A 23,265-nucleotide genomic window follows, 5' to 3' on the forward strand; every position below is an offset into this window, starting at 1 on the left:
GTTTTCGGGCCCGATGTCCCCCCGGGGCGTTGGGCCCGAGCCGTACCGGGTACCCCGGCATTGACCGGATCGAGTCAGCCCACGGCTGACAGGCCCGTCGGGGCTTGCCACCCCCCTCCCCGCATGGGGGAGGATGGCGGGATCCGTACGAAGGGAAATTCACGGTGACCATCGACCCGTCCTCGATTCCGAATTTCGGGGGCCAGCCCGAGCCGCAGCCCCAAGGACCGGCGGGCCCCGTCGTCCCGGATCAGGACCTCGTGAAGCAGCTCCTCGACCAGATGGAGCTCAAGTACGTCGTCGACGACGAGGGTGACCTCGCGGCGCCGTGGGAGCAGTTCCGCACCTACTTCATGTTCCGCGGTGAGGGCGACCAGCAGATCTTCTCCGTCCGGACGTTCTACGACCGGCCGCACCAGATCGACGAGAAGCCGCAGCTCCTCGAGTCCGTCGACGACTGGAACCGGCGCACGCTGTGGCCCAAGGTCTACACCCACACGCACGACGACGGCACGGTCCGTCTCATCGGTGAGGCCCAGATGCTGATCGGCATGGGCGTCAGCCTGGAGCACTTCGTCTCGTCGACGGTGAGCTGGGTGCGGGCCGCGATCGAGTTCGACAAGTGGCTCGTCGAGCAGCTCGGCCTCGAGCAGGAGATCAACGAGACGGACGACAAGCCCGAGGACGACGAGTAGTCCGTCCCTGAGCAGGGCGTTCCGGCGGGTACGGCGACGTACGCGGCGGGGCGCGGGGAGAGCCCGGCCCGGACACCGACCGTCACGGTCGGCCACCGGGGCCGGGCTCTGTCACTTGCGCGGTCGCGGCCTGGAATCCTGTCAGCTCTCGTAGTGGTAGCGGCACTGCGCGATCAGGACGCTGTCCTCGGCGACCTTGTAGACCAGACGGTGCTCGTCATTGATGCGGCGCGACCAGTAACCCCGGAACCCGTGCTTGAGCGGCTCCGGTTTGCCGATGCCCTCGTTGCCGTTCCGGACGATGTCCGCGATGAGGGTGTTGATCCGCTTCAGGGTCTTCCGGTCCTGGAGCTGCCACCACGTGTAGTCCTCCCAGGCGCGGGAGGAGAAGATGATCTTCATGTGCGGCCTTTACTCGTCGGTCGTCAGCTCGCGTACGGTGCCGCCACCGTTTTCCAGCTCGTCGATGGACGCGAGCAGCCGCCGGGCGTTCGCCGGGCTTCGCAGCAGGTAGGCCGTCTCCTTCAAGGACTCGTAGTCCTCGAGGGAGACGATGACGACCGGCTCGTGTCCGGCCCGGGTGATGACGACCTCTTCGCGGTCGTCGGTGACGGAGTTGAGCACCTCGGCGTACCGCGCGCGCGACTCGGAATACGACATGGTCTTCACGATCGACCTCCTAGACGTACAGAAAATTGTACGTCGGTTTTGAGGTGAGGCAACCGTGAGACCGCGGGGCCAGGGCCGCTCACTCAAAGGCGAGCACCTCCACGGGTACGTCTGCCCACACCGTCTTGCCCACGGGCCGGCGCGGCGCCCACCCCCAGCGCACGGCCAGGGCCTCCACCAGGAGCAGTCCCCGGCCGGACTCGCCCTCGGGGGATGACGAGGGCGCGGACGCGGGCGGCGGCTTCGTGGCGGCGGCGTCCGCCACCTCGACCCGCACCAGGCCCGCCGCCGCGTCGAGGGCGAGCCGCAGGCCGACGTCACGTCCGGGCACCCGGCCGTGCTGTACGGCGTTCGCCGCGAGTTCTCCGACGACGAGGGCGACCGCGCACGACACGTCCGACGCGGGCGGATGACCCCACGCCTCCATGCACCGGACGGCGAAACGCCGGGCGAGCTGCGCACCGCGCGGTGAGGAGGTGAACTGTGCGGCAGCCGAGGTGGTCGTTCCTGTGCGCACGGCTTGGTCCGTCCTTCTCTGTCGAGCCCGGGTCATCTCGTGGCGTACGCGAGTCATCACGTTCCGTACCCAAGGTTCGTCCGATCGCTTTACGCTCAACAGAGGGCGCAGTATTACCTTTCAGGCCATAAGGAACGGAAGTGACGCTTCGGCCAACGCAATTGACCCCAGTGCGTCGATGGCCGGGAGACCGTCTCCCTGCCGCCTGCTGAGCCGCCCGCTCAGGATGCTTGACCGGCTCGGACACGAGGACGACACTGGATGTACTACATTTGTCATACGCGAGGGGAGGCGGGAATGGCCTCGCAGACCGAGCGGAAGAGTCACGCCGCGGGCACCACGACCGGGAAGCGGACCTCGCGGACACGCCGGAAGCAGGGCGACGGCGGCGCGACCAGCGTGGCCCAGGTGCGGCTGCGCCCGGACGAGATGGCGGATCTGCAGCAGGTGATGCAGACACTCCAGCTGCATTCGCTCTCCGACGCCCTGCGCGAAGGGCTTCGACTGCTCTCCCGTGAGGCGACCGAGGTCGCCGCCGCTCAGGAGATCCGCGACTTCTACGACGGTGCCCAGGCCCCGACTCCTGAGGGCGTCCTGCCCGCCACGGCGGACGAGCTGGCGGCAGCGGACAAGACCGAGTGGTGAGCACCGGTTCCGCGCTGCGGGGCGAAGTGTGGGGGTGCGCCCTCCCCGGTCCCCTCGGCCCGCACCCCGTGGTCGTCCTCACGGTGAACCGCATCGCCGAACCCCTGTCGGCGCTGACCGTCGCCGTGATCACCGGAACACCCGGTCCGGCCTCCACCCACGTCCCGGTCGGTCCCGACTGCGGAGTGACCAAGTACGACGAGTCCTATGTGAACTGCACCGACCTGCACGCCGTGGACAAACCGAGACTCAGACGGCGCCTCGGTCTGCTGGCCCCGAGCGAGATGCGGCATGTGGAGGAGCGCGTGCGCGTGATCCTCGGGCTGGCGTAGCCGGCGGAGACGGCTCCTGCTCAACGGGCCCCGGCGGCCTTGAGGCGGTGGGCTGCCTCCTCCAGTACCGAGCGCTTCTTGCAGAAGGCGAAGCGGACGAAGGGGGCGCCCATGTCGCGGTGGTCGTAGAAGACGGCCGTGGGGATGGCGACGACGCCCGCGCGTTCCGGGAGGGCGCGGCAGAAGGCGATGCCGTCGGTCTCGCCCAGGGGGCGGATGTCGGCGGTGATGAAGTAGGTACCGGAGGGGCGGTAGACCGTGAGGCCCGCTTCCTCCAGGCCGGCCGCCAGGATGTCGCGCTTGGCGAGCATGTCCGCGCGGAAGCCGGTGAAGTACGACTCCGGCAGGGCGAGGGCCTCGGCGATCGCGTACTGGAAGGGGCCCGCCGAGACGTAGGTGAGGAACTGCTTGGCCGAGCGGACCGCCGTGACCAGTTCCGGGGTGGCCGTGATCCAGCCGACCTTCCAGCCGGTGAAGGAGAAGGTCTTGCCCGCGCTGGAGATGGTCACCGTGCGGTCGCGCATGCCCGGGAAGGTGGCCAGGGGGATGTGTTCGGCGTCGTCGAAGACCAGGTGTTCGTAGACCTCGTCCGTGACGACGAGCAGGTCCCGTTCCACCGCCAGTTCGGCGATCGCCGTCAGTTCCTCGCGGGTGAGGACCGTGCCGGTCGGGTTGTGCGGAGTGTTGATCAGCAGCAGGCGGGTGCGGTCGGTGACAGCGTCGCGCAGTTCGTCGAGGTCGAGGCGGAAGCGGCCCTCGTGGGGGCGGAGGGTGACGGGGACGCGCCGGCCGCCGGCCATGGCGATGCAGGCCGCGTAGGAGTCGTAGTACGGCTCCAGGGCGATCACCTCGTCGCCGGGTTCCAGCAGCGCGAGCAGGGCGGCCGCGATGGCCTCCGTGGCGCCTGCGGTGACCAGGACCTCGGTGTCGGGGTCGTACGAGAGGCCGTAACGGCGCTGCTGGTGCGCGACGACGGCGGTGCGCAGTTCGGGGATGCCGGGGCCCGGCGGATATTGGTTGCCGCGTCCGTCCCGCAGGGCCCGTACGGCGGCCTCCCTGACCTCCTCGGGGCCGTCGGTGTCGGGGAAGCCCTGGCCCAGGTTGAGGGAACCGGTCCGCAGGGCCAGGGCGGACATCTCGGCGAAGATCGTCGTCCCGAACTCGGCGAGCCGGCGGTTCAGGAGGGGGCGCGCGCTGGAGGTCATGGCGGTCATCCTGCGCCGAGGCTCCGGGGTTCCTCAACTCGCCTTCGCGGACGGGCCTCCGCCGGGAGGGCGGGTCAGGGGGCGAGGCACGACACCCCGGGCGCCGTGGCCGGGTCGAGGAGGGAGTCCGGGTCGAGGGCGGCCTTCGGGTCGGCGGCGATGTCGTCGACGGCGCTGGGGGCCTCGGTCAGGCAGGTGACCGTCCCCACAGGGTTGTCCACCGCGGCGGCGGGGGCCGTCGGGGCCGTCGCGCCGGCGGCGGCGAGCAGGACCAGGGCGACCAGGCGCAGGGGAGCGCGCATGCGGGGTTCTCCGTTCTCTTCGGCACGCGGGCATCACGGGACACCCGGGTGGATGGATAACCCGCCGTGCCGGACATGGCCACACGCCCCCACCCCGATGGCGGAGCCGCGGACCGGTCCGGCACCCCAACGGCGGAGCCGCGGACGGTCCGGTGGGACCCGGACGGTTCCCGAACCGCCCTTCCGTACAGGTCAGGAGTGGTCTCTCTGACAGGACCCTCAGAAGTTGCTCAACTCTGCTTTGGGCCGCGTGGGGGGAGGGCATCTCCCGGTCACACACGTGAGCGAGGCGCCCACGGGGGGCCGCTTCGGGGGATCACGGGGGAACGAAAGGAGGGTGACGCCATGGTCGGCATCATCCTGGTCGCGCTTTTCGTGCTGGTGGTCGCGGTCGTGAGTGCCGCGCGCAGGCCCGCGCGGCGGGTGGGCGCCGGCCGTCGCGGCAAGGGCCGCGACAGCTGGTGGGCGGGAGACGGCGGAGGCAGCGGCGGGTCCTGCTCGTCGGGTTCCGCCGGAGGATCGTCCTGCGGGGGTGGCTCGTCCTGCGGAGGCGGGTCGTCCTGCGGGGGCGGCGGCGGATGCGGTGGAGGAGGCGGCTGACACGGGGCAGCCCGCCTCCGCATCGGGGGATGACGCATCCGCGACAGCGGGGTCCGCACCTGGGCGGACCCCGCTGTGCCGTTCCTGGGCGGACCCCGCTGTGCCGTTCCTGTGTGCGGTCCGTCGGCGTACGCCGTCACTTCGGAGCGCACACCGAGGTTGAACAGGTGAGCTGAGGAGCCCCCCAAGGGATGGAAAAGCCACGAAGTTGGGTAAAAACGCTGTGGTGGCCCCACAGTTCATGATTGCCTATAAAACACCGACACGGCCCTCGGACTCCCCGCGGACCCTTCTTCCGGCCGGGCGACCGGGCTGACGGGCCGAGTCCCCCGGCGCGGCCGGGGTGCGCGACCCCTTGTCTCACTCTCCTTGCGTGCCAGCGGAGCCGATCCATGCTCACGACCCTGAACACCTCCTATTCCGATACGCGCGCGGCCGACCTCGCCTGGGCCCTGGGGCGCGAGCCGCTTCCCGCGCTGGCCACGCTCGATCTCGAACTGGCCGGAAGAAAGGTTCAGTTGAGACTGCTCGGCGCGTCCCACCAGGTGCTGCTGGAGGAGGAGCGAGGCCTCTGCTCGGAGACGGTGGCGTGCATTCCGGGCAGCAGGACGCCGCTTCCGCTGGGCGTGGCCAAGCGGGTGGACGACTGGGAGTACGAGTTCGCCGCCCGGGTGGAGGTGTTCTCCCCGGGGGCCTTCGCGGGCCGTGCCCAGGAGCTGCTGGCCCTGGTCTCCGACCATCCGCAGGGTCTCGCCGGGGTCTTCCCCGGCAGTCCGCACGCGTTCACGGCGATGCTCGCCCAGAGCCATGAGGGCCAGGTGCACTGGCGGACCTGGCACGCCTACCCGCAGGACGGGCAGCTCGTGGCGACGCGGACGAGAGTGGGGGTGCGGGTGAGACCGGCCGGGGAAGTAGTTGCTCGTACCAATATCGGGCAGGCGTAAACAAAGACCACACGTGTGGGTGACGTTGTGCGGCGGGGGTGTGACGTAACGTCACTGGGGTGATCGAGCCGCAGGCCCCCGCACCGCCCGGTTCCGCGCAGTCCTGGGAGGGGCCGGGCGGCCCCGCCGGCGACGCGGGGAGTGCGCTGCGGCTGCCGGTGCGGCAGGGCACGGGGAGGTTCCTGGTCCTCACCGGTGTGTTCGTCTGTGCGGCCTGCGGACTCGTGTACGAGCTGGAACTGGTCGCGCTGGCCACGTATCTGATGGGCGACTCGGTCGCCCAGACGTCGGTCGTGCTGTCCGTGATGGTCTTCGCGATGGGCATCGGCTCCCTCGCCGCGAAACGGCTGCGGCGGCACGCGGCGGCCGGGTTCGGCGCCGTCGAGGCGGCCCTCGCCCTCGTCGGCGGATGCAGCGCGATGGCGCTGTACGCCGTGTTCGCCTGGACGGGTGACTGGGGCGGGGCGTGGGCGAGCGGCCCACGCGCGCTGCTGGTCGCCTTCTCCCTCGCCACCGGGCTGCTGATCGGGGCCGAGGTGCCGCTGCTGATGGAGCTGATCCAGCGGATCCGCCGGCAGGACGCGGGCCGCGCGGTGGCCGACCTGTCCGCCGCGGACTACGTCGGCGCGCTCGTCGGCGGGCTCGCCTTCCCCTTCCTCCTCCTGCCGCTGCTCGGCCAGTTGACCGGCGCGCTGATCACGGGCGCCGTCAACGCGGCCGTCGGCGGGGCGCTGGTGCTCGGGCTGTTCCGGCAGGACCTCACGCGGCGCGCCCGCCGGCTGCTGGTCACCGCCAACGTGTGCGTGCTCGCGGTCCTCGCCTCGGCGGCCGTCCTCGTCGACGACTTCGAGCGGGCCGCCCGGCACGCCATGTACGGCTCCGACGTGCGGGTGGCCCTGCAGACGGACGTCCAGGAGGTGCTGCTCACCGGCGGGCGGGAAGGGCGGCCCCTGAACCTGTTCCTCGACGGGCGGCTGCGGGTCAGCGGCCGGGACGAACTCCGGTACCACGAGGCGCTGGTGCACCCCGCCATGTACGGGCCGCACGCGCGCGTGCTCGTCCTCGGCGGCGGTGACGGGCTGGCCGTCCGCGAGGTGCTGCGCCACACCGGGGTGCGCCGGGTCGACGTCGTCGAGATCGACGCGGGCGTGGTGCGGCTGGCCCGCCGCGATCCGGCGCTGTCCGCGCTGAACACGCACGCCCTCGACGATCCGCGCGTACGGGTGACCACCGCGGACGCCTTCGACTGGCTGCGCGGGGCGCCCCCGGCGGCGTACGACGTCGTCGTCTCGGACCTGCCGCATCCCGGGATCACCGCGAGCACCAAGCTGTACTCGCAGGAGTTCTACGGGCTGGCCCGGCGGGTGCTGGCGCCCGGCGGGCGGCTCGTGGTGCACGGGGGCGCGGTGGCGACCCGCCCCCGCGACTTCTGGACGGTGGACGCGACGCTCCGCGCGGCGGGGCTGCGTACCGCCGTGTACCGGGTGAGCGGGCGGCGGGCCGGTTTCGCCGCCGGGCCCGACCGGGGGGCCACGGCCACCGCCCACGCCCACCGCGACTGGGGGTTCGTGCTGGCCGCCCGGAACGTTCCGGTACCCCGTCTCGACCCCGCCGGGCCGCGTCCGCGCACCCTCACCGACGCCTCCCTCACGGCGGACGTCCGGGCGGCGGAGCGCACCCGGGTGGCCGGTCCGCCGCCGTCCACGCTGGTGCACCCCAGGTATTCCGGCTGAGCCCCTTACTACGTTCCGCGCCGACGCGCCGCGACTTCCCGTCGACGGGGGTGCGGTCCGGCGTCGCGTGGGTAGGCTCCGCATTCATGGAGCACGAGGTGTTCGTTCCGGTCGAGGCGGAGCGGCTCAGGGAGGTGCTGGACGACCCCGCGCGGGTCGCCCGGGCGGTGCCCGGGCTCCAGCACGACGCCGGCGCGGATCCCGTCGCCGGACGGCTGAAGATCCGCGTCGGCGGCCACTCCGTCACCTACCGGGGTGCCGTACGGGTGTCCGCGCGGGACGACGGTTCCTACGCCGTCGAGGGCGAGGCGGCGGAGGCCCGCGGCAGCGGCTCGGTGAAGCTCGCGCTGCGGCTGCGGGTGCGGTCCGTGGAGGGCGGTACCGCTCTTGTCGTCTCGGGTACGGCTTCGGCCGACGGCCGGGTCACGGGCTTCCCGGCGGACGCGGTGGCCTCGGCGGTGGCGCGCCTGCTGAACCGTTTCGCGGAGAACCTGGGGGCCGACGCGGCGGAGCGGGGGTCCGGGGAGCCGGAGTCGCCCGAGTTGTTGTCGACGGGGGATTTCGAGCCGCGGGCCACGGACGACTTCGAGACCACGCCGGACGCGGAGGACGCGGCTGTGCCGGCGCCCGGTGATCCGGCGCCGGCGCCTGATGAGCCGGCGTCCGCTCCGGAGACGGAGGACGTTCCGTCGGTTGCTCCGGATGCGGAGGACGTGTCGCCGTCCGTCTTCGACGCGGAGGTTCCGGCGTCCTCCTTCGAGGCGGACGACGACTCCGTGGCCGAGGCGGCGCATGCCCGGCGGACGATGATCGGCCGCAGTGCGGAGGAGGTGGACCATGCGCCGCCGCGCGGGCGCTATGCGCCTGTTCCCGCGCCGCAGACGGTCGCCTCCGTCACGCCCCTGCGGTGGGCCGCGCCGGCGGCGGCGCTGGCGGTCGCCTCGGTGGTCGTCGCGGTCAGGGCGCTGCGCAGACGTCACTGAGGTGCCGTTGCGTCGGTACTGTTGCGTCGGTGCCGGGCGGGGGGTGTTCGCGCGGCCCGGCGCTTGCGGGGTGCCGTCGCGCCCACCCGTGCCGCCCCAGCGGCACGACTGCCCGCGGGAACGGGACGGGGGGTGTTCGCGCGGCCCGGCGCTTGCGGGGTGCCGTCGCGCCCACCCGTGCCGCCCTGCGGCACGACTGCCCGCGGAGAGCGGGGAGTGCCTGCGGAGGGCGGCGTGTTGTCGGTCGTCCCAGTAGGGTCGTCGCGTGAGTGACGGAGAGATCACGCTGACCGCGGGTGACGCGGAGGTGACCGTGCTGCCGGGGAACGGCGGGCGGGTCGGAGGACTGCGGGTCGGGGGCGTCGAGCTGCTGCGGCAGGGGGAGCGGTTCGGGTGCTTCCCGATGGTGCCCTGGTGCGGACGGATCCGCGACGGACGGTTCCGGGACGGCGCGACCGTGCACCGGATGCCGCTCAACGCCCCGCCGAACGCCATCCACGGCACCGCCCGCGACGCCGCCTGGCGCACCGCCCGCACGAGCACCGACGAGGCCGTGCTCACGTACGACCTCGTCGAGCCCTGGCCGTACTCCGGGCGGGTCACCCAGCAGATCGCGCTGACCGGGGACTCCCTGACGCTGACGATGAGCGTGGAGACGTACGAGTCGTCCTTCCCGGCGCAGATCGGCTGGCACCCGTGGTTCAACCGCAACCTCGGCGGCGAGGACGTCGCGATCGACTTCGCGCCCGCCTGGCAGGAGGAGCGGGGTGACGACCACCTGCCGACGGGCCGTCGGATCGACCCGAAGCCCGGGCCGTGGGACGACTGTTTCGGGATGCCCGGCGGCGTCGACGTCACCCTCACCTGGCCGGGGCGGCTGGAGCTGAAGGTGACCAGCCGGGAGGAGTGGGTCGTCGTCTACGACGAGCAGCGCGAGGCCGTCTGCGTGGAACCGCAGACCGGGCCGCCGAACGGGCTGAACACCCACCCCCGCCTGGTCACCCCGCTGGAGCCGCTGGAGGCCTCGACCACCTGGACCTGGACCCGCCTCTAAGCTGGCTGCCATGAGTGACGTACGCGGCGCGCTGCTGCAGCAGATCAAGGACAAGGCCGTGGTGCACGGCAAGGTGACCCTCTCCTCCGGTCTGGAGGCCGACTACTACGTCGACCTGCGCCGCATCACCCTCGACGGCGAGGCCGCCCCGCTGGTCGGGCAGGTGCTGCTGGACCTGACCGAGGGGCTGGAGTTCGACGCGGTGGGCGGGCTGACCATGGGCGCCGACCCGGTGGCGGCCGCCATGCTGCACGCCGCCGCCGCGCGCGGCCGGAGGCTGGACGCCTTCGTCGTCCGCAAGGCCGCCAAGGCGCACGGGCTGCAGCGGCGCGTCGAGGGCCCGGACATCAAGGGCCGCCGCGTCCTCGTCGTCGAGGACACCTCCACCACCGGCGGCTCCCCGCTCACCGCCGTCGAGGCCGTGCGCGAGGCCGGGGCCGAGGTCGTGGCCGTCGCGACGATCGTCGACCGGGCGACCGGCGCCGCCGAGAAGATCCAGGAGGGCGCCGGGGTGCCGTACCTGTTCGCCTACGACAAGGACGAGCTCGGCCTCGACTGAGACCACCGGGTCCGACATCCCGCCGCATAACGACTTGACCTGCGCCGTCGACCGGACGGGCAAGTCTGGGAAGATGGCCCCGACAACGACGTCGCATCCAAGGTTCCAGGTCAGGGCCGACCGTACGCAGTACGCCACACCGCACGCATAAGGAGCGGACAGATGCCCATCGCAACCCCCGAGGTCTACAACGAGATGCTCGACCGGGCGAAGGCGGAGAAGTTCGCCTACCCGGCCATCAACGTCACCTCGTCCCAGACCCTGCACGCGGCACTGCGCGGCTTCGCCGAGGCGGAGAGCGACGGCATCGTCCAGATCTCGACGGGCGGCGCCGAGTTCCTGGGCGGCCAGCACAAGAAGGAGATGGTGACCGGCGCGGTCGCGCTCGCCGAGTTCGCGCACATCGTCGCCGAGAAGTACGACGTCAACATCGCCCTGCACACGGACCACTGCCCGAAGGACAAGCTCGACGGGTACGTCCGCCCGCTGCTCGCGCTGTCCGAGGAGCGCGTCAAGGCCGGCCGCAACCCGCTGTTCCAGTCCCACATGTGGGACGGCTCCGCGGAGACCCTCGCCGACAACCTCTCCATCGCCCAGGAACTCCTCGAGCGCGCCCGCGCCGCGAAGATCATCCTGGAGGTCGAGATCACCCCGACCGGCGGCGAGGAGGACGGCGTCTCGCACGAGATCAACGACTCCCTCTACACCACGGTCGACGACGCCGTCCGCACCGCGGAGGCCCTCGGCCTCGGCGACAAGGGCCGCTACCTGCTCGCCGCGTCCTTCGGCAACGTGCACGGCGTGTACAAGCCGGGCAACGTCGTCCTCCGCCCCGAGCTGCTGAAGGAGCTCAACGAGGGCGTCGCCGCCAAGTACGGCAAGCCGGCCGGCTCCCAGCCGTTCGACTTCGTCTTCCACGGCGGCTCCGGCTCCACCCCGGAGGAGATCCTCACCGCGCTGGAGAACGGCGTCGTGAAGATGAACATCGACACCGACACCCAGTACGCGTTCACCCGTCCGGTCGTCGACCACATGTTCCGCAACTACGCCGGCGTCCTGAAGGTCGACGGCGAGGTCGGCGACAAGAAGACCTACGACCCGCGCACCTGGGGCAAGCTGGCCGAGGCGTCGATGTCGGCCCGCGTCGTGGAGGCCTGCCAGAACCTGCGTTCCACGGGCACCCGCCTGAAGTAACACCGCGTGGAGGTGGGAGCCCGGTACCGCACGCGGTGCCGGGCTCCTTCCGTATGCTCGCCGCATGCCCGACGTCCGGCTGGCCTCCCCGCAGGGCAGGTGGATCCTGCTCACCACGGTCCTCGGCTCCAGCATGGCCCTGCTGGACTCCACCGTGGTCAACGTCGCCCTCCCGCGCATCGGCCGCGACCTCGACACCGACCTCGCCGCCCTCCAGTGGACCGTCAACGCCTACATGGTCACGCTGGCCGGGCTGATCCTGCTCGGCGGGGCGCTGGGCGACCGGTACGGGCGGCGGAAGGTGTTCGTCGTCGGCGTGCTGTGGTTCGCCGCGGCCTCCCTGCTGTGCGGCCTCGCCCCGAACACCGGCGTCCTCATCGCCGCACGCGCGCTCCAGGGCGTCGGCGGCGCCCTGCTCACGCCCGGCTCGCTCGCCCTCATCCAGGCCACCTTCCACCCCGACGACCGGGGCCGCGCGGTCGGCCTGTGGTCCGGCTTCGGCGGGATCGGCGCGGCCGTCGGGCCGTTCGTCGGCGGCTGGCTGGTGGACGGGCCCGGCTGGCGCTGGGTGTTCCTCCTCAACGTGCCGCTCGCCCTGCTGTGCGCCCCCGTCGCCGTCCGCCACGTGCCGGAGTCGACGGGAGGGGAGCACGAGGGCCGGTTCGACGTCCTCGGCGCCGCGCTCGGCGCGGTCGCCCTCGCGCTGGTGACGTACGCGCTGATCGAGGCCGGCGAGGGGTCCCTCGTGGTCGCCGTCTCCGCGGTCGCCGGGTCGGCCGCCGCGGTCGCGTTCGTCCTCGTCGAGAGGCGCCGCCCGCACCCGATGATGCCGCTCGACATCTTCGCCTCCCGGCAGTTCACCGCCGTCAACCTGGTCACGCTGTGCGTGTACGCGGCCTTCGGCGGGTTCTTCTTCCTCGCCGCGCTCCAGCTCCAGGTCGTCGTCGGCTGGTCCGCGCTCGCCGCCGGTACGGCCATGCTGCCCACGACCGCCCTGATGCTGCTGCTCTCCGCCCGCTCCGGTGAACTCGGCGACCGCATCGGCCCGCGCATCCCGCTCACTGTCGGACCGCTGCTGTGCGCCGCCGGGATGCTGCTGATGCTGCGGGTGGGGCCCGGCGCCTCGTACGCCACCGAGGTGCTGCCCGCGCTGCTGGTGCTCGGCCTCGGCATGGTCACCCTGGTCGCCCCGCTCACCGCGACCGTCCTCGCCTCCGTGGCCACCGCGCGGGCGGGCCTGGCCAGCGGCATCAACAACGCCGCCGCCCGCGCGGCCGGCCTCGTGGCCGTGGCCGCGCTGCCGCTGCTCGCCGGGATGGGCCCGGAGGCGTACCGGCTCCCCGACGCCTTCGACGACGCGTTCCGGCGGGCGATGCTGCTGTGCGCGGCCGTCCTGGCGGCCGGATCGGCGATCGCCTGGGCGACCGTGCGCCGCCCGGCCCCCGGCTGCCCGCACCCCGAGTGCCACACCCACGGCAGCGTGGCGGTGCCCCCGCTGGAGACGGGGGAGGAGGGCGGGAGTCCGCCCCGCTGATGTACGAGACTGGACCCATGTCGATTCACGAGAACCTCCTCGGGGGCCCGCCCCCGACCCACCTCCCCGACGACCCGGGCCCGCGCGAGCTGCTCGCCTCCGGCGCCTCTCCCGCCGACGCCGCCGCCAAGTACCCCACCTCCTCGCTGGCCTGGGCCCGGCTGGCCGACGAGGCATTCGAGCGGGGCAGCGTCGTGGAGTCGTACGCGTACGCCCGTACGGGTTACCACCGCGGACTGGACGCGCTGCGCCGCAACGGCTGGAAGGGCCACGGCCCGGTGCCGTGGGAGCACGAGCCCAACCGCGGCTTCCTGCGCGCCCTGCACGCCCTCGCCCGCGCCGCGCAGGCGATCGGCGAGCAGGAGGAGTACGAGCGCTGCTCGCAGTTCCTGAAGGACTCCTCGCCGACGGCGGCCCAGGTCCTCGGCTGACCGGCTGACCGGCTGACCTGTGATGTCTCCGGGGCCCGCCTGTGCGCAGGCGGGCCTTGCGGTCGTGGGGGACGATTGCGCAGGATGCACCGTGGGGACCGGGGCCCCCGTGCCGGTAACGGCAGGGGCGGACCGCTACCCGGAGTACAGGTACAGGAGACAGCGATGTCCCACGAGGCTCACGAGCAGCCCGAGACCCCGCATCTCGACTTCGAGGGGACGACCCCCTACGAGGACTACGTCAAGGCCGACGTCCTCACCCACCTGCAGCACACCCTCTCCGACGATCCCGGAGAGATGGTCTTCCTGGTCACCACCCAGGTCATGGAGCTGTGGTTCACCGTCATCGTCCACGAGTGGGAGACCGCGGCGAAGGCGCTGCGCCAGGACGACATCCCGGTCGCGGTCGACGCGCTGAAGCGGTCCGTACGGGAGCTGGAGGCGCTGAACGCCTCCTGGAAGCCGCTGAGCGGGCTCACCCCGGCGCAGTTCAACTCCTACCGCGGAGCCCTCGGCGAGGGCTCCGGCTTCCAGTCGGCGATGTACCGGCGCATGGAGTTCCTGCTCGGCGACAAGTCCGCGTCCATGCTGGTCCCGCACCGGGGCACGCCCCGCGTGCACGCCGAGCTGGAGAAGGCGCTGCACGAGCCGAGCCTGTACGACGAGGTGCTGCGGCTGCTCGCCCGGCGCGGGCACGCGATCCCGGACGATGTGCTGCGGCGCGACGTGTCCGGTAAGTACGAGCCGTCGGCGCAGGTGGAGGCGGTCTGGACGGCCGTCTACTCCGGCGACGAGCGCGACGAGGTGGCCCGGCTCGGCGAGGCGCTGACCGATGTCGCCGAACTGGTGTGGCGCTGGCGCAACGACCACCTGGTCGCCACCCGCCGCGCGATGGGCGCCAAGGCCGGCACGGGAGGCTCCGCCGGGGTGGCCTGGCTGGAGAAGCGGGCGCAGAAGAGCGTGTTCCCCGAGCTGTGGACGGCGCGGTCCCATGTCTGAGCTGAAGACGAAGGCGGAGAAGCTGGACGCCTCCGACGAACTGGCCGCCAAACGCGGCGAGTTCGTGCTCGACGACGTGGTCTATCTCGACGGCAACTCGCTGGGCGCGCTGCCCGTCGCCGTGCCCGGCCGGGTCGAGGACGTGGTGCGCCGGCAGTGGGGCGAGCTGCGCATCCGGTCCTGGACCGAGGGCGGCTGGTGGACGGCGCCGGAACGGATCGGCGACCGGATCGCGCCACTGGTCGGCGCGGCGGCCGGGCAGATCGTGGTCGGCGACTCGACCAGCGTCAACGTGTTCAAGGCGCTGGTGGGCGCGGTACGGCTGGCGCGGCTGGGCGATGCGGCGCGGGACGAGATCGTGGTCGACGCGACCACCTTCCCCACGGACGGCTACATCGCCGGGTCGGCGGCCCGGATGACCGGGTGCACGCTGCGTCCGGTGCCCCCGTCCGAGGTGCCGGACGCGCTCGGTGACCGTACGGCCGCCGTGCTGCTCAACCACGTCGACTACCGCACCGGGCGGCTGCACGACCTGCCGTCGCTGACGGCCGCCGTGCACGCGGCGGGGGCGGTGGTGGTCTGGGACCTGTGCCACAGCGCGGGCGCGCTGCCGGTCGGCCTGGACGAGCACGGCGTGGACCTGGCGGTCGGCTGCACCTACAAGTACCTGAACGGCGGGCCCGGTTCACCGGCGTTCCTGTACGTGCGCGCGGACCTCCAGGACCGCTTCGACTCCCCGTTGCCGGGGTGGAACTCGCACGTCGAGCCCTTCGGGATGCGTGCGGAGTACGAGCCGGCGGCGGGCGCGGTGCGCGGGCGGGTCGGCACCCCGGACATCCTCTCCATGCTCGCCCTGGAGGCGGCCCTGGAGGTCTGGGACGGGGTGACGGTCGAGGCGGTGCGCGCCAAGTCCCTCGCGCTGACGGACTTCTTCCTGGAGTGCGTCGAGGAGTACGTGCCCGAGGGGCGGGTCGCGTGTGTGACGCCGCGTGCGCACGGGGAGCGGGGCAGTCAGATCGCCCTGCGCTGCCCGGATGCCGGGGACGTGATGGAGCGGCTGATCGAGCGGGGCGTGGTCGGGGACTTCCGCCGGCCGGACGTGCTCCGGTTCGGCTTCACCCCGCTGTACGTCGGCTTCGCGGACGTGGAGCGGGCGGCGCGGGTGCTGGCGGAGGTGCTGGCGTAGCCCTCCGGGGCCGGGGGCGACGTCGTACGGTGTCGTCCCCCGGGTCCGCTGACCGAGCGTGACATCCGCATGCCGGCGCACGCGGACGTGCTGATACCGTCCCGGCCGAACGGCCGCGTTCCCGCCGGTCCGTCACTCGTGTTCTGTCGCTGAGAGGTTGGAGCAATGACGGACGACGTCGCAGCCGCCCGGGCCGCCGCCGAGGAGGAGTCGGCCTTCTCCCACCCGCCCGTGGCCCCCGACACCACGGTGGCGTACGGCGACGACCCGGACCAGGTCGTCGACTTCTACGCGCCGCGCGGGGAGGGTGGGCCCGCGCCGGTGGTGGTCGTGCTGCACGGCGGTGCCTGGCGGGCACCGTACGACCGGCGCCACATCAGCCCGTTCGCGGCCTTCCTGGCCGGGCGGGGATTCGCCGTGGCCAGTGTCGAGTACCGGCACGGGGCGGGGGAGCCGGGCGGCGGTGATCCGGTCGCGGGGCGGTGGCCCGACACCTTCGACGACGTCGCCGCCGCGCTGGACGCGCTGCCGGGGCTGATACGGGAGCGGGTGCCGGGGGCCGACCCGCGGCGGACCGTGCTCACCGGGCACTCGGCGGGCGGGCACCTGGCGCTGTGGGCCGCCGCGCGGCACGTCCTGCCGGCGGGCTCCCGCTGGCGCACGGACGAGCCCGCACCGCTGCGCGGCGTGGTCGCGCTCGCGCCGATCGCGGACCTCGAGGTCGCCGACAAGCTGGACGTGTGCGGGGGCGCGGCGCGGCAACTGCTGGGCGGGGACGATCACTTCGCCGAGCGCCGGCCGTACGCCGATCCCGGGCTGCTGCTGCCCACCGGGATCGCCACGACCCTGGTGCAGGGGCGTACCGACGTCGTGGTGCCGCAGGTGGTCGCCGAGGCGTACGCGGAGGCGGCGGCGAAGGCGGGGGAGGTGGTGGGGGTGACGCTGCTGGAGGACGTGGGGCACTTTCCGCTGATCGATCCGGGGGCGGATGCGTGTGCGGTGGTGGCGGAGGAGATCGCTCAGCTCGCGTGGTGAGCTTGGGGCGGGCCTCGGCCCGGTCGTACCCCTGTCGGGCCTCGGCCCGGTCGTACCCCTAGTACCTGAGAGCTACCCCGCAGGTGAGTCCCCCAGCGGGACGCGGGTTACCCGCGACGCTCCGTAACTTCCTTTTCCGGTAAGCCCGATGGGCGGGCGGAAGAGGGAGGTGCGGCCACCGTGGTGCGCGAGCGTGTGGGGTGCCCGGCGTTGGAGTCGGCCGGGGGTGGGTTGCGCGGCCCGGCGCTTGAGGGGTGCTCCGCGATGGTGCGTGCCGGGGGGTGTTCGCGCGGCCCGGCGCCGGTGGGGTGCCGTCGCGCCCACCCGTGCCGCCCCAGCGGCACGACTGCCCGCGGAAGCGGTGGCATGGCTGTCCGCGGGAGCGGTGACACGGCTGCCCGCAGGGCCTACGGAGCGCGCGGGGCGCGGGTTTTGCGGGGGGTGCTCGCGGTGTTTGTTGCCTGTGCTGTGGTCGTGCCCCTCGTCGGGGCGGATCAGGGGCGGGTGCCCGCGCCGGTGCCCGCCGCGGTCGCGGGGCCGTCCGCGGCGAATCTTGACGCGGTGTATGCCGCCCACCGGGCCAATGCCGCGGAAGCCGCCCGGATGGCCGCCGCGTACGGGGACCGGCGGCGGGCCGCCGCCGACCGTGCGCTGGCCGGGCGGCAGTTGCTGCACTTCGACGGGCGGGGGGCCGGGCTGGTCACCGAGGTGTTCGGGGACCTCGCGCACGCCGACCGGGTCGCCGTCCTCGTCCCCGGCTCCGACACCGGCATCGACACCTACGGCCGGTTCCGTGCCACCGCCCTCGCCCTGCACGAGCGGCTCGGCACGCGGGCCGCCGTCGTGGCCTGGCTCGGCTACGAGACCCCCGCCACCGTCAGCGCCACCGTCGCCACCACCGACCGGGCGGAGGAAGCCGCACCCGGACTGCGGCGGCTCGTCGGCGACGTGCGTGCCGTCGCCGGGCCGCGTGCCCGCGTCTCCCTCCTCTGCCACTCCTACGGCTCCGTCGTCTGCGCCGAGGCCGCCGGCGGACTCGACGTCGACGACATCGCCCTTCTCGGCAGCCCCGGCACCGGCTCCGACACCGCCGCCGGCCTGCGCACCCGGGCCCGGATCTGGGCCGCCCGGGGCGCCGACGACTGGGTCGGGAACGTCCCGCACCTCAGCGCCGACCTCCTCGGCACCACCGTCGGCTTCGGCACCGACCCCGTCTCCCCGGCCTTCGGCGCCCGGGTCTTCGACGCCGGCGACGGCGGCCACAGCGACTACTTCGCCCCCGGCTCCGCCTCCCTGGCCAACCTCACCCGGATCGTCCTCGGCGAGACCTCGGCGGTGACCTCGTGAGCCGCCTCACCACCGCGATACGCCACGCCGCCGCACGCGTCGACGCGGCCACCCCGGACCACCGCGACCGTGCCGTGGACGCCCTGCGGGCCGGCGCCGTCCTCGGTGTCGTCCTCGGCCACTGGCTGGTCACCGCCCTCGTCGCGGACGGCAGCACCCTGCGCGCCGCCAGCCCGCTCCAGCACCTGCCGTGGCTGGCCCCCGTCTCCTGGGTGTTCCAGACCCTCGCCGTGTTCTTCCTGGTCGGCGGGCACGTGGCGACCCGCGGGTACGCCTCGTCCCGCGCCCGCGGCATCCCGTACCGCCGCTGGCTGCGGGGCCGGCTGGCCCGGCTGTTCAAGCCGGTCGCCGCCGTCCTCCTCCTGTGGACGGTCGTCACGGCCGCCCTGCTGCTCTCCGGCGCCGAGTACGCGACCGTGCGCACGCTGGTGAAACTGGCCCTGTCACCACTGTGGTTCCTGCTGGTCTTCGCCGCCCTCACCGCCGCGACCCCGCTCGTCGCCCGGCTCCACCCGCTGTGGCCGCTCGCCGTCGTCCTCCACGTCGACCTGCTCCGCTTCGGCCTCGGCGCGGACGACCGGCTCGGCTGGCTGAACCTGGCGGCCGGCTGGCTGGTGCCGTACACCCTGGGCGCGGCCTGGACCCGCGGCGAGCTGGAACACCGCAGGACCGGCTGGATCCTGCTCCTCTCCGGTACGGCCGTCACGGCCGTCCTCGTCGCCCGGGCCGGTTACCCGGCGTCGATGGTCGGCGTCCCGGGCGCCGACGTGTCCAACCTCAACCCGCCGACGCTGGCCGCCGTCACCTTCGGCCTCGCCCAGTGCGGGCTGGCGCTGCTGCTGCGGGACCGGCTGCGCACGGCGATGCGGCGGCCCGTCGCGTGGGCGGCGGTGGCGCTGGTCAACCTCTCCGCGATGACGATCTTCCTCTGGCACCAGACCGCCCTCATGGCGACCACCGCCACCGGCCTCCTCGCCGGCCGCCTTCCCGGCCTGCACACCGTCCCCGACGGCCTCGGCTGGGTCGCCGCCCGGCTGGTCTGGCTGCCGGTGTTCGTCCTCGCCCTGGCCCTGTGCCGGTCGGCGTTCCGGTCCTGGGAGCGGGGCGGGGACGGGGACGGAGGGCGGCGCGGGCGGTCCCGGGTGGTCCGCGCGCACCGGCCGGCGACGAAGGAGGCACGGCATGTCTAGGCTGGACCGCGTGACGGACAAGGGGGCGGAGCTCGTCCGGCGGTGGCTGGGGGTGTTGCGGGACGACCTGTTGACGGCCCGCGCGGACCCGTTGCCTCCGTCCGTGTGGCTGCGCTGGGTACCGCACGGGGTGGTGTGCCTGGCCGCGTTCGTCGCGATGGCCGGAGGGGTCGCGCAACTCCAGGAGTACGGGAAGATCGGCAGCGGCTACTCCGTGCTGGTCGCGGTCGGACAGGGCGGTGCGGCCGTCCTCGCGCTGCGGCGCCCGGTTCCGGCGCTGTGGCTGTCGGTCGTCGCCACAGTGCTGGGTGCGGTTCTGCTGCGTCGCATGCTGATGGCGGGCCAGATCGACGGTTTCCCGTGGCCCTGGACCCCCTGGGGGATCGCGGAACACCTGCTCGTGCTGCTGCTGCTCGCCCTGCGCGTGCCCACCCGGGTGTCCGTCGAGGCACTGGCGCTGACGGGACTGCTCACCTACGTCCTCCAGGGCCTTTGGGGCGCGTGGAACTACTCGGCCACCGGTCAGCTCGCCGTCACCCTGTTCACGGTCGCCGTCGTCCTCGGCACCGCCCTGCGCGGCCGCCGCGAGGCCCGCGTCGAACTCGGCCGGCAGACCACCCTCACCGCCGAGGAACGCGCCCGCCGCACCCTCCTGGAGGAACGCAGCCGGATCGCCCGCGAGCTGCACGACGTGGTCGCCCACCACATGTCGGTCATCTCCATCCAGGCGCAGGTCGCCCCGCACCTGGTCCAGGACCCGCCCGACGAGCTGAAGGAGAACCTCGCCGGCATCCGGCAGAACGCCGTCGAGGCGCTGACCGAGCTGCGCCGCGTCCTCGACGTGCTGCGCTCCGAACACCCCGCCCCCGGCGAACGCTCGGACGCCCCGCAGCCCACCCTCGACCGGCTGGAGGCGCTGGTGGAGAACACCCGCGCCGCCGGACTGACCGTGACCACCGCGACCAGCGGGGAGCACCGCCCGCTGCCACCCGGCGTGGAGCTGTCGGCGTACAGGATCGTGCAGGAGGCGCTGAGCAACGTGCTGCGGCACGCGCCCGGCGCGACCGCCCACGTCACCCTGGCCTACGATCCGCGGGGGCTGCGGGTGACGGTCGTCAACACCGGCCCGACCCGGGAGGCACCGCCGTCCGCGGGCGCCGGGCACGGACTGCTCGGCATGCGGGAACGGGCCGTCATGCTGGGCGGCAGGCTGACGGCCGGCCCCTGGGCCGGGAAGGGCTACAAGGTCGACGCCTACCTCCCGGCCCCCGCCCCGCCCGCCACCGACCCCCTTCCCCAGGACGGCACCGCATGATCCGCGTACTGATCGCCGACGACCAGCAGATGGTCCGCCAGGGCTTCACCGTGCTGCTCAACACGCAGCCCGACATCGAGGTCGTCGGCCAGGCGGTGAACGGTCTCGACGCGGTCGATCAGGTCGCCGAGCTCACCCCGGACGTCGTCCTGATGGACATCCGCATGCCCGAACTCGGCGGCATCGAGGCCACCGCCCGCATCACCACCGCCACCCCGCACATCAGGGTGCTGATGCTGACCACCTTCGACCTCGACGAGTACGTGTACGAGGCGCTGCGCGCCGGGGCGTCCGGGTTCCTGCTGAAGGACGCCTCCGCCGACCAGCTCGCCGAGGCGGTACGGGTGGTGGCGGCCGGGGACGCCCTCCTCGCGCCCGGCGTCACCCGCCGGCTGATCGCCGAGTTCTCCCGGCTGGACGACCGCCCCCGCAGCCCCCTCAAGCAGCGCGTGAAGGATCTCACCGAACGCGAGACGGAGGTGCTCGCGCTGATCGCGCAGGGCCTGTCCAACGCGGAGATAGCGGTACGCCTCGTGGTGGCCGAGCAGACCGTGAAGACGCACGTCGGCCGCATCCTGGTGAAACTGGGCCTGCGCGACCGCACCCAGGCGGCGGTGTTCGCGTACGAGTCGGGGCTGGTGCGTCCCTCCGGGTACTGACGGGTGACCCGGCGCGCGGCCCGCGTAGTACCTGAGACGGACGCCCGGGAACCCCTCTCAGCGGGGACGACCGCGCTCACCCGGTCGGCCTACCGTGTGAGCGTGACCGAGACGACTCACCAGCAGCCCCCGGCCGCCCCGCGCGGGAACGGGGCCGGGACCCGCAGCCCGGAGTACCAGGCGGTCCGCAGCGCCCTGCGCGGGCTGCGCCAGGACCTGTTCCACGACCCCTTCGCCTACCGCCCGCTGCCGCCCCGGCGCACGGACGGCCCGTTCGTCCGCCGGCTGCCCGCCCGGCCGCGGTCGGCCGCGGCGCACCTCCCGCACGCGGTGGTGGGGGTCCTGGCGCTGATCGCCCTGATGGCCGGCACGCTCGGCGGCGGCCTCCCCGGCGGGGACGTCCTGGCCCTGCTGACCGGCCTGCTGTGCGCGGCCCCGGTGGCCGCCACGCTGGTGCGGCCGGTCGGCGCGTTCTGGATGTCCCTCGCGGTGACCCCGATCGTCGCACTGATCCCGAGCGGCGATACCGACTGGCCGTGGATGCCCGGCGCGTTCGTCTGCCACCTGGCCGTGCTGGTCGTCGTGGCGCTGCGCACCCGGCCCCGCACCGCCGTCTGGATGTGGATCCTGACCGCGGTGTACGCCTTCCTCGCGGACGTCTTCTTCGGCGGGTCGTACTACTACACGAACGGCGCTCCCATGCTGGTGACCTCGGCGTTCGCCCTGCTCGCGGTTTCCGTGTGGCACATCCGCCGCACCGCCCAGCAGGAGGTGACCGCCCAGCGGACCGTCACCGCGCACGAGCGGTCCCGGCGCACGGCGCTGGAGGAGCGCACCACCATCGCCCGCGAGCTCCACGACGTGGTCGCCCACCACATGTCGGTGGTCGCCATCCAGGCCGAGGCGGCCCCCTACCGGGTGGAGAACCCGCCGCCGGAGCTGGAGCGCGCCTTCGTCACCATCCGGGAGAACGCGGTCGCCGCCCTCACCGAGCTGCGCCGCATCCTGGGCGTGGTCCGCGCCGAGGACTACGAGGCCCCGGACGCCCCGCAGCCCACCCTTGCCGACCTGGACGCCCTGCTGGTCAACGTGCGCGACGCGGGGCTGCGGGTGGAGAAGGTGGTGACCGGCGCGGTGCGGGAGCTGCCGCAGGGGGTGGAGCTGTCGGCGTACCGGATCGTGCAGGAGGCGCTGAGCAACAGCCTGCGGCACGCGCCCGGCGCGAGCGCCCGCGTGGAGATCGGGTACGTCCTCGGCGGCCTCGGCGTGCGCGTCGTCAACGACCCGGCCCCCGAACCGCACTTGATCAAGCCCTCGCCCGGAGCCGGCCACGGCCTCACCGGCATGCGCGAGCGGGTCACCATGCTGAGCGGCGAGATGACGGCCGGCCCGACGGACGACGGCGGCTACGAGGTCGCCGTGTTCCTGCCGGTCGCCACGGTGAACGAAGGTGACGCATGACGATCCGTGTCCTGATCGTGGACGACCAGATGATGGTGCGCGAGGGCTTCTCGGTCCTGCTGGGCGCGATGCCCGACATCGAGGTCGTCGGCGAGGCCGTCAACGGCCGCGAGGCGGTGGAGCGGGTCCGCGAACTCGCCCCCGACGTCGTCCTCATGGACATCCGCATGCCCGAGCTGAACGGCATCGAGGCGACCCGGGAGATCGTCGCCGCCGACAGCGCGGCGAAGGTCCTGGTGCTCACCACCTTCGACCTCGACGAGTACGTCTACCAGGCGCTGCGCGCGGGCGCCTCCGGCTTCCTCCTCAAGGACGCCTCCGCCCGCCAGCTCGCCGACGGGGTACGGGTCGTCGCGTCCGGCGAGGCGCTGCTCGCCCCGACGGTGACCAAGCGGCTGATCACCGAGTTCTCCAAGCTGTCCGAGGCCCCGCGCCTGATGCCGACCGCGCACGGGGCGTACGGGGAGCTGACCGAGCGGGAGACGGAGGTGCTGGTGCTGATCGCGCAGGGCCTGTCGAACTCCGAGATCGCCGGACGGCTGGTGGTCGCCGAGTCCACGATCAAGACCCACGTCAGCCGCATCCTGGTGAAACTGGGCCTGCGGGACCGCACCCAGGCGGCGGTCTTCGCGTACGAGGCGCGGCTGGTCACCCCCGGCTGACCCTGGTCAGGGGG

25 protein-coding genes are annotated in these 23,265 nt (G+C 73.1%); 20 read left to right on the top strand and 5 right to left on the bottom strand.

The window, feature by feature from the left end:
* The first annotated feature begins 164 nt into the window (after positions 1-164).
* Positions 165-695, top strand: coding sequence for a YbjN domain-containing protein (locus IH50_RS0118405; RefSeq protein WP_030862980.1), 531 nt, complete (start codon positions 165-167; stop codon positions 693-695).
* 141 nt (positions 696-836) lie between these two features.
* Here the strand turns inward: IH50_RS0118405 and IH50_RS0118410 are convergent, their stop codons facing one another.
* The 3 genes from IH50_RS0118410 to IH50_RS0118420 all read right to left on the bottom strand — a co-directional run bounded on the left by IH50_RS0118410 (position 837) and on the right by IH50_RS0118420 (position 1,881).
* On the bottom strand, positions 837-1,097 hold the full coding sequence (locus tag IH50_RS0118410) for a Txe/YoeB family addiction module toxin (RefSeq protein ID WP_030862981.1): 261 nt from the start codon (positions 1,095-1,097) through the stop codon (positions 837-839).
* Between the two features lie 9 nt (positions 1,098-1,106).
* Entirely contained in the window at positions 1,107-1,364 is a 258-nt protein-coding gene (locus tag IH50_RS0118415) for a type II toxin-antitoxin system Phd/YefM family antitoxin (protein ID WP_030862985.1), read from the bottom strand.
* 79 nt (positions 1,365-1,443) lie between these two features.
* Positions 1,444-1,881 carry an ATP-binding protein gene (locus IH50_RS0118420; protein WP_037872534.1) on the bottom strand — a complete coding sequence of 146 codons (438 nt, stop codon included), beginning with the start codon at positions 1,879-1,881 and terminating at the stop codon, positions 1,444-1,446.
* 297 nt (positions 1,882-2,178) lie between these two features.
* Between IH50_RS0118420 and IH50_RS0118425 the strand changes: the two genes are divergently transcribed.
* Together IH50_RS0118425 and IH50_RS0118430 are read left to right on the top strand one after the other, a co-directional pair.
* Complete coding sequence (locus IH50_RS0118425; protein ID WP_030862989.1) at positions 2,179-2,526, top strand: hypothetical protein; 348 nt, start codon at positions 2,179-2,181, stop codon at positions 2,524-2,526.
* Positions 2,523-2,858 carry a type II toxin-antitoxin system PemK/MazF family toxin gene (locus IH50_RS0118430; RefSeq protein ID WP_234328195.1) on the top strand — a complete coding sequence of 112 codons (336 nt, stop codon included), beginning with the start codon at positions 2,523-2,525 and terminating at the stop codon, positions 2,856-2,858. Before IH50_RS0118425 ends, IH50_RS0118430 begins: the two co-directional genes overlap by 4 nt.
* Positions 2,859-2,878: 20 nt before the next feature.
* Here the strand turns inward: IH50_RS0118430 and IH50_RS0118435 are convergent, their stop codons facing one another.
* Both IH50_RS0118435 and IH50_RS0118440 read right to left on the bottom strand, forming a co-directional pair.
* Positions 2,879-4,072, bottom strand: coding sequence for a pyridoxal phosphate-dependent aminotransferase (locus tag IH50_RS0118435; protein ID WP_030862993.1), 1,194 nt, complete (start codon positions 4,070-4,072; stop codon positions 2,879-2,881).
* Between the two features lie 65 nt (positions 4,073-4,137).
* Positions 4,138-4,365, bottom strand: coding sequence for a hypothetical protein (locus IH50_RS0118440; RefSeq protein ID WP_107062083.1), 228 nt, complete (start codon positions 4,363-4,365; stop codon positions 4,138-4,140).
* Between the two features lie 992 nt (positions 4,366-5,357).
* Here IH50_RS0118440 and IH50_RS0118445 point away from each other — a divergent pair.
* From IH50_RS0118445 to IH50_RS0118525, 17 genes are all read left to right on the top strand, one after another.
* Entirely contained in the window at positions 5,358-5,909 is a 552-nt protein-coding gene (locus IH50_RS0118445; protein WP_030862998.1) for a DUF2617 family protein, read from the top strand.
* 59 nt (positions 5,910-5,968) lie between these two features.
* Positions 5,969-7,642, top strand: a complete 1,674-nt coding sequence (locus IH50_RS0118450) for a polyamine aminopropyltransferase (RefSeq protein ID WP_030863001.1) — start codon at positions 5,969-5,971, stop codon at positions 7,640-7,642.
* An 86-nt stretch (positions 7,643-7,728) separates the two neighbouring features.
* Complete coding sequence (locus tag IH50_RS0118455) at positions 7,729-8,625, top strand: SRPBCC family protein (protein ID WP_030863004.1); 897 nt, start codon at positions 7,729-7,731, stop codon at positions 8,623-8,625.
* A gap of 265 nt (positions 8,626-8,890) precedes the next feature.
* Positions 8,891-9,679, top strand: a complete 789-nt coding sequence (locus tag IH50_RS0118460; protein ID WP_030863006.1) for an aldose epimerase — start codon at positions 8,891-8,893, stop codon at positions 9,677-9,679.
* A 10-nt stretch (positions 9,680-9,689) separates the two neighbouring features.
* Entirely contained in the window at positions 9,690-10,238 is a 549-nt protein-coding gene (pyrE, locus tag IH50_RS0118465; RefSeq protein WP_030863008.1) for an orotate phosphoribosyltransferase, read from the top strand.
* Positions 10,239-10,400: 162 nt separating this feature from the next.
* Positions 10,401-11,432, top strand: coding sequence for a class II fructose-bisphosphate aldolase (fbaA, locus tag IH50_RS0118470; RefSeq protein ID WP_030863010.1), 1,032 nt, complete (start codon positions 10,401-10,403; stop codon positions 11,430-11,432).
* Positions 11,433-11,496: 64 nt separating this feature from the next.
* A complete protein-coding gene (locus IH50_RS0118475; protein WP_030863014.1) occupies positions 11,497-12,966 on the top strand; it encodes an MFS transporter in 1,470 nt (489 codons plus the stop codon).
* Between the two features lie 17 nt (positions 12,967-12,983).
* Entirely contained in the window at positions 12,984-13,397 is a 414-nt protein-coding gene (locus IH50_RS0118480; protein WP_030863017.1) for a DUF3151 domain-containing protein, read from the top strand.
* Positions 13,398-13,562: 165 nt separating this feature from the next.
* Positions 13,563-14,396: a tryptophan 2,3-dioxygenase family protein gene (locus IH50_RS0118485; RefSeq protein WP_030863021.1), complete on the top strand. Its 834-nt coding sequence runs from the start codon at positions 13,563-13,565 to the stop codon at positions 14,394-14,396.
* Positions 14,389-15,582, top strand: a complete 1,194-nt coding sequence (gene kynU / locus IH50_RS0118490; RefSeq protein ID WP_030863024.1) for a kynureninase — start codon at positions 14,389-14,391, stop codon at positions 15,580-15,582. Before IH50_RS0118485 ends, kynU begins: the two co-directional genes overlap by 8 nt.
* 165 nt (positions 15,583-15,747) lie before the next feature.
* Entirely contained in the window at positions 15,748-16,617 is an 870-nt protein-coding gene (locus IH50_RS0118495; RefSeq protein ID WP_030863026.1) for an alpha/beta hydrolase, read from the top strand.
* Between the two features lie 366 nt (positions 16,618-16,983).
* Positions 16,984-17,964 (top strand): alpha/beta hydrolase, encoded by a 981-nt coding sequence (locus IH50_RS0118500; protein WP_030863028.1) that lies wholly within the window; start codon positions 16,984-16,986, stop codon positions 17,962-17,964.
* Positions 17,961-19,154, top strand: coding sequence for an acyltransferase family protein (locus IH50_RS0118505; RefSeq protein WP_030863032.1), 1,194 nt, complete (start codon positions 17,961-17,963; stop codon positions 19,152-19,154). The genes IH50_RS0118500 and IH50_RS0118505 overlap by 4 nt, the downstream gene beginning before the upstream one ends.
* Positions 19,147-20,469 (top strand): sensor histidine kinase, encoded by a 1,323-nt coding sequence (locus IH50_RS0118510; protein ID WP_030863037.1) that lies wholly within the window; start codon positions 19,147-19,149, stop codon positions 20,467-20,469. Before IH50_RS0118505 ends, IH50_RS0118510 begins: the two co-directional genes overlap by 8 nt.
* Positions 20,466-21,128 (top strand): response regulator, encoded by a 663-nt coding sequence (locus IH50_RS0118515; protein WP_030863041.1) that lies wholly within the window; start codon positions 20,466-20,468, stop codon positions 21,126-21,128. Before IH50_RS0118510 ends, IH50_RS0118515 begins: the two co-directional genes overlap by 4 nt.
* 102 nt (positions 21,129-21,230) lie before the next feature.
* A complete protein-coding gene (locus tag IH50_RS0118520; protein ID WP_234328196.1) occupies positions 21,231-22,589 on the top strand; it encodes a sensor histidine kinase in 1,359 nt (452 codons plus the stop codon).
* Positions 22,586-23,251 (top strand): response regulator, encoded by a 666-nt coding sequence (locus IH50_RS0118525; protein WP_030863045.1) that lies wholly within the window; start codon positions 22,586-22,588, stop codon positions 23,249-23,251. Before IH50_RS0118520 ends, IH50_RS0118525 begins: the two co-directional genes overlap by 4 nt.
* Positions 23,252-23,265 lie beyond the last annotated feature (14 nt).

Origin of the sequence: Streptomyces sp. NRRL S-37, from assembly GCF_000721605.1 — a bacterium.
GTDB lineage: Bacteria > Actinomycetota > Actinomycetes > Streptomycetales > Streptomycetaceae > Streptomyces.